The organism is Bradyrhizobium sp. WYCCWR 12699 (genome assembly GCF_032144035.1).
In the GTDB taxonomy this organism is placed as follows: domain Bacteria; phylum Pseudomonadota; class Alphaproteobacteria; order Rhizobiales; family Xanthobacteraceae; genus Bradyrhizobium.
In genome coordinates this window covers 835,738-849,493 of the sequence record NZ_JAVTJN010000036.1, presented here as the reverse complement: position 1 = coordinate 849,493, position 13,756 = coordinate 835,738, and the positions used below count along the sequence as shown (strand labels likewise).

Here is a 13,756-nt window from a genome sequence, read left to right as displayed (position 1 = left end):
ATGAACCCCGTCGTCGTTGCTGTTGCCATCACCGGCTCCGTTCCGCGCAAGAAGGACAATCCGGCGGTGCCCATCCTGCCGTCCGAGCAGGTCGAATCGACGCACCAAGCCTTCGAGGCCGGGGCCACGCTTGCCCACATCCATGTTCGCAACGACGACGAGACGCCATCCTCGGATCCCGAGCGTTTTGCCCTGGTGCAGGAGGGGATCAGGAAGCATTGTCCTGGCATGATCGTCCAGTTTTCGACTGGCGGGCGCGGCCGCGATCCTTCGGCACGTGGATCCTCGCTTTACCTCAAGCCGGACATGGCATCGCTATCCACCGGCTCGGTGAACTTTCCGACGATCGTCTACGAGAACAGCGCCGCTCTGGTCGAGACTCTCGCGACCGGCATGAAGGCGAATGGCGTCTTGCCGGAGATCGAGATCTTCGACCTGTCGCATCTGCATGGTGCGCGCCGCCTGATCGAGGCGGGGCTGATCGATCCGCGTCCGCATGTGCAGTTCGTCATGGGCGTCAAGAACGCGATGCCGGCGGATGAGCATGTCCTCGACATTCTCCTCGAGGAGCTGAAGCGGCTGATTCCGAAAGCGACATGGACCGCGGCCGGGATCGGACGTCATCAGGCCGAGGTCATGGGCTGGGCGCTGGCACGGGGCGCCGACGCGGTTCGGACCGGGCTCGAGGACAATATCAGGGTCGACAAGACGCGCCTCGCCGCCAGCAACGCCGAGCTCGTGACCATCGCTTGTGAGGCCGTCACGCGCCACGGCCGGCGCGTCGCAACCGCGGCCGAGGCGCGATCCTTGCTCGGCATCGCGGCGTAAGGGACGGCGCTCCTCCGCCTGACATGCTCCCGGCTGCCTTCTGCCATTCGGCGGCCGGCGTTCCCGCGTCCTGACTCTCGGGCTAAGAGAGGTGTCACGGGCGCGATCGCGCCTGCCGGGCAGGCGATCGTTTGGAATGCGGTTCTTGAAATCTGACAGCAGGCTGATCGGCGTCCTGCTGGTGCTGGCCATCACGCAGCTGATCGGATGGGGCACGATCGGGCTTCCTGCCATCGTCGGGCGCGATCTCGCCGCCGATCTCGGCATGAGCCTGCCGGCGGTGTTCGCCGGGACATCCGTTCTCTATGTCGCGATGGGCCTGTGCGCGCCCTGGCTCGCCAAATCGTTCGCACGGCATGGCGCGCGGATCGTCATGATGGTCGGCACGGTCGTCACCGCGCCGGGCTTCGTGCTGCTGTCCCTCGCGCGCGAGCCAATGCTCTATTTCGCCGCCTGGATCGTGCTCGGCGTTGCCGGCAGCGCCACGCTGTCGACCGGCGCCTATATCATGCTGAACGAGATCGCCGGGCGGCAGGCCAAGAACGCGATCGGCGCCCTGATGCTGGTGACGGGCCTGTCGAGCAGCATCTTCTGGCCGACGACCTCGTTCCTGAGCGGTCACCTCGGCTGGCGCGGGACGTGCCTCGTCTATGCCGCGATGATGCTTGTCGTCAGCCTACCGCTCTACGCACTCGCACCGCGCCGGAAGGTCGTAGGGGATGGTGCCGGCGAGCCGGTCAAGTCGTCGCCGCCGCCCGCGATTCCCAGGAGCACCTTCGGCCTCGTCGTCGCCGCGATCACGCTGAACGCCTTCGTCAATTTCGGCATCAGTGCCATCATGATCGAATTGTTGCGGACGGAAGGGCTGGCGCCGGCGCAGGCACTTCTGTTCGGCTCGATGCTGGGCGTGATCCAGGTCAGCGCCCGCGGGCTGGATCTTCTCGGCGGCGGGCGATGGGACGGCATCACGACCGGGCTCGTGGCCGGAACGGCGCTGCCAATGGCCATGCTGCTCTTGATGCTGAGCGAGGGTGCGACCTGGGCGGTCGCGGCCTTCATCCTGCTCTACGGCGCCGGCAGCGGCGCGATGGCCGTGGCGCGGGCCACCATCCCGCTCGTGTTCTACGACCAGGCCGAGTTCGCCAAGGCGATGTCGATGATCGCGCTGCCGCTCAATCTGGCGTCCGCGATCTCGCCGCCGCTCCTCGTCGGCCTGCTGACCGAATTCGGCAGCCGCGGCGCGCTCGGTCTCACGCTGGTGTTCTCCTGCGCGACGGTGCTGATCCTGGTCCTGCTCGGGCGGCGGCGGCCGCGGGTCGTGGTGGCTGGTGCGGTACCGGACATACACCCATAGATTGCCGGCCCGCTGTCGTGTAGGATTGGCGGAGGGCCGCCTCCGTGCGGCGATATTGCCGTTTGCTCTCCATTTCGGTTGCTTCGTCCGAAAGTGATTTCAGCGATGACGGATCCGGTGATGCCTGCACAAGGTCCCGAGCCGTCCGCAGGCACGCACCCGGCGCCTGCGGAAGCGTCTGCCGCGCGCGGCTCTCCCGATCCTCCACGGAGCCTGCCGGCATTTGCCGCCAAGGCGAACGATCTCGAGGCGTTACGCGGTGCGGTGGTTGACGCCGCGAATGTCAGTGCCGGCCTCTGGCTCAGCTATCTCTTCGTCCTGCTCTATCTCGCCATCGCCGCCGGCAGCGTGACCCATCGCGACCTTCTGCTCGAAAAATCGGTCAAGCTGCCGTTCCTGAATGTCGAGCTTCCGCTCGTTCCCTTTTTCGTGATGGGACCTGCGCTCTTCCTCGTCGTGCACGCCTACGTGCTGTTGCATTTCATGCTGCTCGCCGACAAGGCAGGGGCCTTCCACCAGCAACTCCGGCGGCAGATCGACGACGAGGACATCCGCGCGAGCTTGCGCCGCCAACTGCCGAGCAACGTCTTCGTGCAGTTCGTCGCCGGACCGCCCGGCGTCCGGTCGGGCGGGGTCGGGCTGATGTTTCGCGCAATCGCACAGATCAGCCTGATCGTGCTGCCGGTCGGGCTACTTATGCTGTTTCAGCTTCAGTTTTTGCCGTACCACAGCGAGCCGGTCACGTGGTGGCAGAGGATCGCAGTTGTGATCGACCTTTCCCTCATCTGGGCGCTCTGGCCTTCGATCAATCGCGGCGAGATATCACGACTGGCGTTGCGGGATTTGCTGCGCTGGCGCGTCGTAGCGATGGCCGTTGTAAGTGTACTGGTCATCCTGATGGTTGGCGCCGTCGCCACTTTCCCCGGCGAGCGACTTCATACGGCGTTACCATCGCTGCCAATCGTCCCTGCGAAATACGTCACGGGAACGCAATCGTCCAATTGGGTACCTGGCCCAGTGGGAATTCAACCTGAGCAGGTCAAGTTCAGATCTCTCCATTCGGTGCTCGTTGCTGGGGAGGTAGACCCGGTTACACGCAGGCCTATCAGCATATGGTCCAACCGTCTTGTTCTGCCGGAGCTGAACATACCGACATCGTCAAGCGAAGGCTTCTCTTTGCGCGGGCGCCGGCTGGAAGGAGCAGTGCTGGCGGCGGCAAAGTTGGCGGGCGTCGATTTGACTGGAGCTCATCTAGAGGAGGCAAATCTAGATGGCGCAGACCTCAGTGGATCTCAACTCGGATGTGGCGCGGCGACGCTGATTGAAAAGACCGATCCGGATAGCGCGAAGAAGACAGCGCTCCATTCTTTGCCCGACGGTCGGGCGTTCGTGATCTTGGGGGAAATCTACACCGAAAAGGATTGCGTCCAATTGCAAGGTGCCACTCTGAGGAATGCTTCGCTTCAGGGCGCTCTTCTGGAGAAGAGCGACATGCATGGAGCCGATCTCACCCGTGCTCGCCTGCATGGCGCCGTAATGATAGATACCAAGTTGGACGGGGCTTCTCTGTCCTTGGCCGAATTGCCGGGGGCAACTTTGGAAGGCGCTCACCTCGTTGGTGCGAACTTGGTTGGGGCTAAAATGTACGGTGTTGTCTTCAACAGCGCAAACCTTTCCGGGGCCAATTTAAATCACGCCGAGTTGCAGGGAGCGCAGCTCGATAAAGTTATCTTTAACGGCGCTTCACTCGAGGAGCCGCACTTGTGGCGAGCCGTTGCTTCCAATCCCATCCGGGACAAGCAGGCGCTAACATACGTGCACGGACCGGACTTCGAACCACGCTATGCCAGTGAGAAAGGCTCATCATGCAAGGACGAGCGCGACCGGCGCTGCCCGTGGACATCAGCAACATTCGAATCGCTTAAAAAAATCTTGACTGAGAGCGTCTCCGATCCCGGAAGGCGGAACGATGCACTTGCACGTATCCGGAGGCTGGATCCTGACGATCCGCAGCCTGTCGATGACATTTCGTTCTGGCGCAACCTCGAAAAAGCACCGCCGTCTGACGCCGACCTACGGAAGACGCGAGTCGCGGCGTTGCGACCGACGATCTGCAATAACGGCGTCGCCGCTCCGCACGTCCTGCATTCCTTACTCAAGCGCTACCATACGATGCCGGAACTCAAATTGTTGGCGAAGGAGCTTTTGGACGATAGGACCTGCGCTGTGGCGCGCTCACTCTCCCAGCATGACAAGAAAGTCCTCGAATGGCTCAGGCCGGGCAAGAACGCTGCGGAGTGACGACTGAGCTTCGCGTCAGCCAACGCGAGATTCGAGGCCGAAAATTTCCGCCGTGGCCTGGGCGGGGATGGCCGTATGCTTGGGGCGCAGTGCTCAGAGCACAAAAATAGTGTATCCGCAGGAAGCACGGAATGGCTTCTCGCCGCCGCGCCAAGAACAGCTCCAATACCCAGTTCCCGGAGGAAGCTTACATGTCGGCCCTGCCGCTCTCAGGCATCAAGATCCTTGACCTCACGCGCGTCCTTGCCGGGCCCCTGTCGGCCCAGATGCTGGGCGATCTCGGCGCGGAGGTGATCAAGATCGAGCGGCCGGGCACCGGCGACGACGCGCGCGCTTTCGGGCCGCCCTACCTGACCGACCCGGAAGGAAAGGCCAACAACAACAATTCCTTCTACCTCTGCGCCAACCGCAACAAGAAGTCGGTGACCGTCAACATCGCCAAGCCCGAAGGGCAGGCGATCATCCGCGAGCTCGCCAAAGACGTCGACGTCTTCATGGAGAATTACAAGGTCGGCGATCTCAAGCGCTACGGCCTCGACTACGAGACCATCAAGGCGATCAACCCCGGCATCATCTATTGCTCGGTGACCGGCTTCGGCCAGACCGGACCTTACGCGCCGCGCGCCGGCTATGACGCCATCCTGCAGGCGATGGGCGGGCTGATGAGCGTCACCGGCCACATGGACGGCGAGCCGGGCGAGGGCCCGATGAAGGTCGGCCCCTCCATCGTCGACTACATGACCGGCATGAACACCTCGATCGGCATTCTCTCCGCGCTCTATCACCGTGACGCCAACGACGGGCAGGGCCAGCACATCGACGTCTGCCTGTTCGACACCGTGATCGCATCGCTGTCGCACTGGCTGCAGATCTACCTCGTCAACGGCAAGACCCCGCCGCGCCGCGGCACCTGGGGCAATGGCGGCATGCCGGCCGGCGTGTTCCGCTGCACCGACGGCGAATTGATGCTGGTGGTCGGTAATGACGGCCAGTTCCGAAAGACCTGCGCCGTGCTCGGCGAGCCGGAGCTCGCGAACGATCCGCGTTTCGTCAAGAACAACGACCGTGTCGTGCACGGCAAGGAGATCATGGCGATCTTCGCCGGCCTGTTCCTGAAGCAGCCGGTGGCCTACTGGCTGGAGAAGCTGGAGGAGGCCGGCGTGCCCTCGGGTCCCATCAACAATTTCGAGCAGGTGTTTTCCGATCCGCACGTGCAGTCGCGCGGCATGCGGGTCAAGACGCAGCACAAGTTCGAGCCCAAGCTCTCCCTGATCCGCAACGCGCTGACCCTCTCGGGCACCCCCATCACCGAATACCGCGCCCCGCCGCTGCTCGGCGAGCACACGCAGGAAGTGCTGGGCGGCAAGCTCGGCTATGATGCCGGGAAGATCGAGGAATTGAAAAAGCAGGGGATCATCTAGCGCCTTTCTCCCCTTCTCCCTCAGAGCGAAAAGGGGAGCGACGCTCGGCCTTGCCTGAGGCTTGCGGACCATCCCCAGATAAGTCCGGTCCGTAGTCGCACAGGCTTCCGCTTTGCGCGCGACTCTGATTCGATCTCTCCACTTGAGTTCGGGGAGGGAATAGAATGTCCTACACGATCGGGTTCCAGGCGAAGAACCAGAAGTCCATTCTGGCGACCGAGGCGGCCACCGCCAATCAGGCCGTCGCCATCGTCGCCGCGCTGCGGCAGAGTGCCGACGAGATCAAGTTCATCCGCTCGCCGCAGGAAGGCGAGATGGGTATCGAGATGCTGTTGCTCCTCGCCAAGGAAGAGGCCGAGGAGATGCCGCAGCGGGCCTGACACCGCCGCTCCACCACACTTCGATCGGAAGCGAAGCATGTCGGCTGACGAATAGTGTAGTCAGCCGTCACTCTCGCTCGAACCGAAGGTGGCCGGCCATGAAACGCGAAGCGCTCCGTGTCGAGCCGATCTCGACCTTTCTCGATCGCGTGAAAGCGCCGACCTCGCCGGTGACGCGCGCCGGAAACATGATCTTCGTCGCCGGCCTGCCGCCGTTCGACCCCGAGACAGGCGAGATCGGCGGGATGGCCATCGAGCGGCAGAGCGAGATCATCATGGAGCAGATGAAGCTGTGCCTCGCGGCGGCCGGTGCCTCGCTCGACAACGTCATGAAGTGCAATGTCTACTGCACCTCGACAAGACACTTCGCCGCGTTCAACGCGGTCTATGCCCGCTATTTCCCTGATGATCCGCCGGCGCGGATCTTCGTCTGCACGCCGGAATGGTTCGGCCCGTTCGACGTCGAGATCGACTGCATCGCGATGATGTGAGGTCAGCGCGCCGCGACCTTCGCCGCCGGCTTCGTCTCCGCCTTGCCCGCCGTCAGCGCCATTGTTGCCACGCTGACCACGCGCGCGACGACATCCTCGACGTCGTCGAGGTCGCATTTGCCTTCCGACAGTTTGGTCAGCCGCTCGCTTTCGCGGATGGTGTGGTGCGCCATCGCGAGCGCGAAGTTGAGGCCCCAGTAGATGTCGACGTCGCTGCGCTCGGGCAGGGCGCGGCGCATGGCGCCTGCGAATTTCCTCAAATGGTCGATCTCGCGGTTCTTGATGCGGCGGATCGGCGGCACGGATTCGATCGAGGCGCGGATCATGAAGCGCGCCGCGGTCGAGCGCTGGTTCTCAGGCCCGAGGCAGCCGCGCAGCGTCGGACCGACGAGGGCGCGCAGGATCACCTCGATCGGCGCGCGGCCGCCGCCTTGCTCTTCCGCCGCCTTCAATTCGCGCAGGCGTTCCCGGTTGGTGGCGATCGAGCGCGTGACGAATAATTCCGCGATCAGCTCGTCCTTCGAGCCGAAATGATAGTTCACTGCGGCGAGGTTCACGCCCGCCTCTGCGACGATGTCGCGTAGCGTCACGTCGCTGAAGCCGCGATCGGCATAGAGCCGTTCGGCGGCGGTCAGAATGGCAGACCTCGTATGATCGCTGGCCATGGCTCTTTTCCCGTCATTCCGGGACGACGCGAAGCGCCGAGCCGGAATCTCGCGCCACATTTCGAGATTCCGGGTTCAGCCCTACGGGCGGCCCCGGAATGACGTCGTGGGCGAGGGAGTTGCAATTCAAACAGTTGTATGAAACTATCGTTTGAAGGTCGGAGATGTCAATCCGCATTCGAGACTCGTTCGCAATTCGCGGCCGGCTCGGAAAGCCTCGCAAGGCGCGCGAAGTCGCGCTTGCGGGCTACGCAATGCGGGAGGACAGTCCGGCACAAAACAGGTTTGCAAAAGAGAGACGAGGAGCGTCCCATGGATTTCGATCTGTCCCCCAAGCAGAAGGAATGGCTCGACCGCGTGCGGTCCTTCATGGCCAAGCACGTGCGCCCGGCGGTGCCGATCTACGACCAGCAGGATCACGCCGGCGAGCGCTGGAAGGTGATTCCGATCCTGGAGGACCTCAAGAAGAAGGCGAAGGCTGAAGGCCTCTGGAACATGTTCATGCCGCCGAGCGAGCATGAGGACGACGAATTCCGCGGCGCGGGACTGACCAATCTCGAATACGCGCTGCTGTCGGAAGAGATGGGCCGCATCACCTGGGCCTCGGAAGTGTTCAACTGTTCCGCGCCCGACACCGGCAACATGGAAGTGTTCATCCGCTACGGCACCAAGGAGCAGAAGCGCAAATGGCTGCGTCCGCTAATGGACGGCGAGATCCGCTCCGCCTTCCTGATGACGGAACCGGCGGTCGCCTCGTCCGACGCCACCAACATCGAGACCCGTATCGAGAAGGACGGTGACCATTACGTCATCAACGGCCGCAAATGGTGGTCGTCCGGCGTCGGCGATCCCCGATGCAAGATCGCGATCCTGATGGGCAAGACCGATTTCAAGGCGGCCAAGCACCAGCAGCAGTCGCAGATCCTGGTTCCGCTCGACACGCCAGGCATCAAGGTCGAGAAGATGCTCCCTGTGTTCGGCTTCGACGACGCGCCGCACGGCCACGCCCAGGTGCTGCTCGACAACGTCCGGGTCCCGAAGGAGAACATCCTGCTCGGCGAAGGCCGCGGCTTCGAGATCGCGCAGGGCCGCCTCGGCCCGGGCCGCATCCATCACTGCATGCGCACCATCGGCAAGGCCGAGGAGGCGCTGGAGAAGATGGTGAAGCGGCTCACCTCGCGCACCGCCTTCGGCAAGAAGATCGTCGAGCACTCGGTATGGGAGCAGCGCATCGGCGAGGCCCGCACCAACATCGAGATGACGCGTCTTCTGTGCCTCAAGGCCGCCGACATGATGGACAAGGTCGGCAACAAGACCGCGCAGGCGGAGATCGCGATGATCAAGGTCGCAGCCCCCAACATGGCGCTCAAGATCATCGACGAGGCGATCCAGGCCTTCGGCGGCGCTGGGGTGTCGGACGAGGCGGGTCTTGCCAAGGACTACGCCCACATCCGCACGCTCCGTCTCGCCGACGGTCCGGACGAGGTGCACAATCGCGCCATTGCCAGGCTTGAGGTTCGGAAGTATGCCAACTCTCCCAGTCATTGATTAAGAGGGAGCGCCAGGCGGCGCTCCCGACTTGAAGAAACGACAGGGCATGGTCCCATTCGCAATGACCGCTTGACGCAAGTGCGTCAGCGGTTACCGATTAGGATCATGCTCGACCTGAAAAAGGTCAGGACTGAAGAGGGAGCGTCATGGCCGACGGCGTCAGGAGAGACGAAGAGTTTTCGGGCACCAAGCCGGTCGAGGAGCGGCATCGTTTCGACGAGCTGCGCCTCGAAGCCTGGATGCGCGAGCACGTCGAAGGTTTTGAGGGGCCGCTGGTCGTGCTGCAATTCAAGGGCGGCCAGTCCAATCCGACCTATCGGCTGAACACGCCGAACCGTTCCTACGTGATGCGCAGAAAGCCGTTCGGCAAATTGCTGCCGTCGGCGCACGCGGTCGACCGCGAATACCGCGTCATTGCGGCCCTTGGAAAACAGGGCTTTCCGGTCGCGCGCGCCTATGCCCTCTGCCAGGACGATGGCGTCATTGGCGCTGCCTTCTACATCATGTCGATGGAGGAGGGGCGGGTGTTCTGGGATCCGACGCTGCCGAGCCAGGATGCCGAGTCGCGCCGCAAGATCTTCACCAGCAAGATCGAGACGCTGGCGAAGCTCCACATGTACGACCCTGTTACGATCGGCCTCGGCGACTTCGGCAAGCCCGGCAATTATTTCGCGCGCCAGATCGATCGCTGGACCAAGCAGTATCGCGCATCCGAGACCCAGCATATTCCCGAGTTCGAGAAGGTCGCCGAATGGCTGCCGAAGACCGTGCCGGAACAGGCGCGCGTCTCGATCGTCCACGGCGACTATCGCCTCGACAACATGATTTTCCACGCGACGGAACCGCGCGTGCAAGCCGTCCTCGACTGGGAGCTGTCGACGCTCGGCGATCCCATGGCCGACTTCACCTATCTCTTGATGCAGTGGATCATGCCGGGCCTCGAGGGCGCCGATCTCAAGGCGCTCAACATCCCGAGCCTGGAAGAGGCGGCGCAGATCTATTGCAACGTCACCAAGATGACGGTGCCGGATCTCAACTGGTACTTCTCCTACAATCTGTTCCGTCTCGCCGGCATCACCCAAGGCATCGCCGGCCGCGTCCGCGACGGCACCGCCGCCAACGCCAAGGCGCTGGAATCCGCCAAGCGCACCGTGCCGCTGTCGAAGGCGTCGTGGGAGTACGCGCAGAAGGCGGGCGCGGTGTAGCGAAGGCGCGGCCTGTGGCCGCGCTCTTTCTCGGCGCACGCCTCTCGTGTCCCGGACGCGGTGCAGCACGAAGTGCTGCTCCGCAGAGCCGGGACCCAGTTACGTCGCCAAGGTATTCAGCTCGTCGCTGAGATCGCGCCAATTCGGATTGAGTTCCTCGATCAGCTTGAGCTTCCAAGCGCGCCGCCAACGCTTCAGCGCATGCTCGCGCGCCCGCGCTTCAAGCACTGACTCGAAGGCTTCAAAATAGACGAGCAGGGTGATGTCGTACTGCCGTGTGAAGCCGGGGGTCAGCTTGGCCTTGTGCTCGCTTATTCGACGAGCGAGGTCATTAGTCACTCCGATATACAGGGTGCCATTTCGTTTGCTCGCGAGGATGTACACGAAATAGGGCATGACCGTGCAATCAACGTTGACCATGGCGCCCTCTAAAGTTGCATGTTTCGATGCCATCGCCAAGCGTCTCTGGGTCCCGGCTCGGCGGACCGTCACTTCGTGCCGCACCGCGTCCGGGACACGAGACCGATTTGCGGCCTCGCTCTCGTGTCCCGGACGCGCTGCAACGCGTAGCGTTGCTGCGCAGAGCCGGGACCCAGCCAGCTACTGAACTGCGACTACCCCTTCGCGCAATGCGCGATCAGCCTCTCCACGAAGCCCGCGCATTTCTCCAGCTCGGCCATTTCCACAAACTCATCCGGCGTATGCGCCTGCGCGATCGCGCCGGGGCCGATCACCACCGACGGGATGTCGGCCATGCTGGCGAACAGGCTCGCCTCGGTGCCGAAGGCGACCTTGGCGTGGTCGTTGCGGCCGGCGAGGCTCTTGGCGAGCGTGACGATGGCGGCATCGGCCGCCGTGTCGAGCGCGGGATAATCGAGGATCTCCTCGAAATCGATGCCGCATTCGGGGCTGCGCACCTTCATCGCCGGCTCGAGCTCGGCTTTCGCCCAGGCGACGATCGCATCCGTGACCTCGCGCGACTCGGTGATGCCGATGCCGCGGCATTCGAAATCCACCGTGCAGGTGTCGGGCACGATGTTCAGCGCCGCGCCGCCATGCACGATGCTGGTGAGCAGCGTCGAGTGCGGTACGTCGTAGAGACTGTTCGTTGCGCGCGCGGCCGCGAGCGCTACGGCGCGGCGGCGGATTTCGACGATCAGCTCGGCTGCATATTCGATCGCGTTGACGCCGTCGGGCGCGATCGACGAATGGCGGGCGAGCCCGCGAAAGGTCGCGCGCACGCCGTGCTTGCCCTTGTGGCCGATGATCACCTTCATCTCGGTCGGCTCGCCGATGAAGGCGCCGAGCGGCCGAACCTTCTTCTTGGCGACCTCGCCGAGCATCGGCCGTACGCCGACGCAGCCGATCTCCTCGTCATAGGAGATCGCGAGGTGAATCGGCGTTGCAAGCTTCGCCTCCACCATCTCCGGCACCATGGCAAGGCATACCGCGACAAACCCTTTCATGTCGGTGGTACCGCGGCCATAGAGCTTGCCGTCGCGCTCGATCAGCCTGAACGGATCGTGGCTCCAGTCCTGGCCTACGACAGGCACGACGTCGGTATGGCCCGACAGCACGAAGCCGGGGCGGTCGTCGGGGCCGATGGTGACCCACAGCGAGGCCTTTTGCCCGGTCGTGTCGACGAAGCGCTCGCTCTTGACGCCGAACGCGGTGAGGTAGTTCTCGATATGGGCGATCAGCGGCAAGTTGGTGCGGTCACTGACGGTGTCGAAGCCGACGAGGTCGGCGAGGAGTTTGCGAATACGGTCGGGTCTTGAGCTTGGCATTGTCACAGTCTTGTCAGGGTAGGGAAGCGGAAGTGCCTGCAGGAACCATACCAACGTGAGGCCCGATGGGGCAAATCAACATCGCACACCGTCGTTCCGGGGCGATGCGCAGCATCGAGCCCGGAATCCATCGGCCTACATCACACGCTGCGAAAATGGATTCCGGGCTCGCGCCTTCGTCGCGCCCGGAATTACGAGGGAGAACCACAATCCCTTGCGTTGCCCGTCGGGCAAAACACCCAAGCCATCGGTCAATCCGCGCTGGCAAAAATATTCCGCTTTACCGAAATTCGGGAATGGCGTATCCATCGCGACAACCCGGCCCAAGCACAAGGGGCGTATCGCGATCGTCACGAACGCGGGCCGGGCGGCGGTGGGCGCCGATGATACCGGCGCGAAGGGCTTTTGCAGGGCGGGGCAACCGTGAGCAGAGCCGTCGCGCACACGACCGGTGTGATCAGCGTACGGCAAAATCGTGTGGTCCTGACGCCCGCAGTCTGGCGTCAAGTCTTGTGGTGATATGCGGCCCGACCGGGCCATACATCAGCCATCCGCAAGGCGACGGGGCAATAGTGCAACGCTCCCGAGGAGAGCGCGACATAAGCCGTTCCAACCACTGCGCAGGGAAGGCCGGGATGTCTCCGGTTGCCCTGTTCTCCGCTATGCAGCAGCACACGCAGTCTGCTTTTGGCATGGCGGTCCACGGGAGCCAACCGGCTCCCGGCCTTCCCTGCGCCCTTGTTCGATCGAGGGCAAGGCAACGAAGCAAAAGCTCGGGCGAGATGCGCCGCGAGGACGCGACCCCATGTCAGTCGTCTCATGTCAGTCATTCACCACCGCTCTCGCGCCCCGGACGCAGCGCAGCGTCCCTTCGACGATGCGCTGCAGAGCAGGGGCCCAGGTGGCGGGCCGTGCAGCCTGCTGGGTGCCGGCTCTGCGCCGCAACGCTTGCGCGCTGCGTCGCGTCCGGCACACGGTAGGGTCAAACCGGCTTGCCCGTATACGGCATCGACGCCGTCAGCCCGCCGTCCACCGGGAATGCCTGACCGTTGACATACGACGCCTCATCGCTCGCCAAAAACAAGCCCATCGCCGCGAGCTCGTGCGGTTGGCCGGGGCGCTGAAGCGGGTTGAGCTGGCCGATCTTGCCCTGCGTGCCGCGCTCCTTGGCGCGGTCGAAGATCGGCTTGGTCATGCCGGTCTCGATCAGGCCCGGGCACACCGCGTTGATGCGCACGCCGGTGCCGGTCAGTGAATACGCCGTGGTCTGCACCAGGCTGATTACGCCCGCCTTGCTCGCCGCATACGGATGTCCGCTGGCGCCGGCCTTGAGGCCCGCGACGGATGCGGTCAGCACGATCGCGCCGGACTTCTGCTTCACCATGTGCGGCATCGCATGCTTCACGGCGAGGAACGGCCCGATCAGATTGACGCGCAACACCTCCTGCCAATGCTCCACGGTCTGCTCGCCGAGTGGGATGAGTCCGCCGGAGACGCCGGCATTGGCCCAGATCACGTCGAGCCGGCCGTGGGCCTTCACCGCCTTGTCGATGACGGCGCTGACGTCAGTCTCGGAACCCGCGTCGGCGATCATGGCCTCCGCGACGCCGCCGGCCTTCTTGATCTCGTCGACGGTCTCCTTCACTGCCTCGCTGCGATCGACCGCGATGAGCTTGGCGCCCTCCCGGGTGAACAGCAGTGCGGCGGCACGACCGATGCCGCTGCCGGCGCCGGTGATGATGACGGATTTGCCTTGCAGGCGGCCCATGCGTT

Annotated in this window: 12 protein-coding genes; 8 read left to right on the top strand and 4 right to left on the bottom strand. The window is 63.7% G+C overall.

Annotation, left to right across the window (positions count from 1 at the left end):
• From RPS27_RS28960 to RPS27_RS28935, 6 genes are all read left to right on the top strand, one after another.
• Complete coding sequence (locus tag RPS27_RS28960) at positions 1-828, top strand: 3-keto-5-aminohexanoate cleavage protein (protein ID WP_313754760.1); 828 nt, start codon at positions 1-3, stop codon at positions 826-828.
• 136 nt (positions 829-964) lie between these two features.
• The gene (locus tag RPS27_RS28955) at positions 965-2,182 is read left to right on the top strand and encodes an MFS transporter (RefSeq protein WP_313754759.1); all 1,218 of its coding nucleotides are present in this window, start codon (positions 965-967) and stop codon (positions 2,180-2,182) included.
• A gap of 105 nt (positions 2,183-2,287) precedes the next feature.
• Complete coding sequence (locus tag RPS27_RS28950) at positions 2,288-4,483, top strand: pentapeptide repeat-containing protein (RefSeq protein WP_313754758.1); 2,196 nt, start codon at positions 2,288-2,290, stop codon at positions 4,481-4,483.
• A 191-nt stretch (positions 4,484-4,674) separates the two neighbouring features.
• On the top strand, positions 4,675-5,904 hold the full coding sequence (locus RPS27_RS28945) for a CaiB/BaiF CoA-transferase family protein (protein ID WP_313754906.1): 1,230 nt from the start codon (positions 4,675-4,677) through the stop codon (positions 5,902-5,904).
• A gap of 164 nt (positions 5,905-6,068) precedes the next feature.
• Positions 6,069-6,284, top strand: a complete 216-nt coding sequence (locus tag RPS27_RS28940) for a hypothetical protein (RefSeq protein ID WP_194402831.1) — start codon at positions 6,069-6,071, stop codon at positions 6,282-6,284.
• Between the two features lie 98 nt (positions 6,285-6,382).
• Positions 6,383-6,775 carry a RidA family protein gene (locus RPS27_RS28935; protein WP_194402830.1) on the top strand — a complete coding sequence of 131 codons (393 nt, stop codon included), beginning with the start codon at positions 6,383-6,385 and terminating at the stop codon, positions 6,773-6,775.
• A gap of 2 nt (positions 6,776-6,777) precedes the next feature.
• Here RPS27_RS28935 and RPS27_RS28930 read toward each other — a convergent pair whose 3' ends face one another.
• Complete coding sequence (locus tag RPS27_RS28930) at positions 6,778-7,440, bottom strand: TetR/AcrR family transcriptional regulator (protein WP_212068132.1); 663 nt, start codon at positions 7,438-7,440, stop codon at positions 6,778-6,780.
• A gap of 312 nt (positions 7,441-7,752) precedes the next feature.
• Here RPS27_RS28930 and RPS27_RS28925 point away from each other — a divergent pair, with 312 nt between their 5' ends.
• Entirely contained in the window at positions 7,753-8,988 is a 1,236-nt protein-coding gene (locus tag RPS27_RS28925) for an acyl-CoA dehydrogenase family protein (RefSeq protein ID WP_194402828.1), read from the top strand.
• 149 nt (positions 8,989-9,137) lie between these two features.
• A complete protein-coding gene (locus tag RPS27_RS28920; RefSeq protein WP_285806808.1) occupies positions 9,138-10,196 on the top strand; it encodes a phosphotransferase family protein in 1,059 nt (352 codons plus the stop codon).
• 99 nt (positions 10,197-10,295) lie between these two features.
• Here the strand turns inward: RPS27_RS28920 and RPS27_RS28915 are convergent, their stop codons facing one another.
• The 3 genes from RPS27_RS28915 to RPS27_RS28905 all read right to left on the bottom strand — a co-directional run bounded on the left by RPS27_RS28915 (position 10,296) and on the right by RPS27_RS28905 (position 13,751).
• On the bottom strand, positions 10,296-10,592 hold the full coding sequence (locus RPS27_RS28915; protein WP_313754905.1) for a GIY-YIG nuclease family protein: 297 nt from the start codon (positions 10,590-10,592) through the stop codon (positions 10,296-10,298).
• Between the two features lie 218 nt (positions 10,593-10,810).
• Positions 10,811-11,983, bottom strand: coding sequence for an acetylornithine deacetylase (argE, locus tag RPS27_RS28910; RefSeq protein WP_313754757.1), 1,173 nt, complete (start codon positions 11,981-11,983; stop codon positions 10,811-10,813).
• Positions 11,984-12,965: 982 nt separating this feature from the next.
• Positions 12,966-13,751, bottom strand: coding sequence for an SDR family oxidoreductase (locus tag RPS27_RS28905; protein WP_313754756.1), 786 nt, complete (start codon positions 13,749-13,751; stop codon positions 12,966-12,968).
• Between the last annotated feature and the right edge of the window lie 5 nt (positions 13,752-13,756).

Bases quoted from the DNA above. Each gene is read 5' to 3' on its own strand.
- RPS27_RS28950 (WP_313754758.1), top strand. From the start codon at position 2,288: ATGACGGATCCGGTGATGCCTGCACAAGGTCCCGAGCCGTCCGCAGGC.
- RPS27_RS28915 (WP_313754905.1), bottom strand. From the start codon at position 10,592: ATGCCCTATTTCGTGTACATCCTCGCGAGCAAACGAAATGGCACCCTG.
- RPS27_RS28905 (WP_313754756.1), bottom strand. From the start codon at position 13,751: ATGGGCCGCCTGCAAGGCAAATCCGTCATCATCACCGGCGCCGGCAGC.
- argE (WP_313754757.1), bottom strand. From the start codon at position 11,983: ATGCCAAGCTCAAGACCCGACCGTATTCGCAAACTCCTCGCCGACCTC.
- RPS27_RS28920 (WP_285806808.1), top strand. From the start codon at position 9,138: ATGGCCGACGGCGTCAGGAGAGACGAAGAGTTTTCGGGCACCAAGCCG.
- RPS27_RS28960 (WP_313754760.1), top strand. From the start codon at position 1: ATGAACCCCGTCGTCGTTGCTGTTGCCATCACCGGCTCCGTTCCGCGC.
- RPS27_RS28955 (WP_313754759.1), top strand. From the start codon at position 965: ATGCGGTTCTTGAAATCTGACAGCAGGCTGATCGGCGTCCTGCTGGTG.
- RPS27_RS28935 (WP_194402830.1), top strand. From the start codon at position 6,383: ATGAAACGCGAAGCGCTCCGTGTCGAGCCGATCTCGACCTTTCTCGAT.
- RPS27_RS28940 (WP_194402831.1), top strand. From the start codon at position 6,069: ATGTCCTACACGATCGGGTTCCAGGCGAAGAACCAGAAGTCCATTCTG.
- RPS27_RS28930 (WP_212068132.1), bottom strand. From the start codon at position 7,440: ATGGCCAGCGATCATACGAGGTCTGCCATTCTGACCGCCGCCGAACGG.
- RPS27_RS28925 (WP_194402828.1), top strand. From the start codon at position 7,753: ATGGATTTCGATCTGTCCCCCAAGCAGAAGGAATGGCTCGACCGCGTG.
- RPS27_RS28945 (WP_313754906.1), top strand. From the start codon at position 4,675: ATGTCGGCCCTGCCGCTCTCAGGCATCAAGATCCTTGACCTCACGCGC.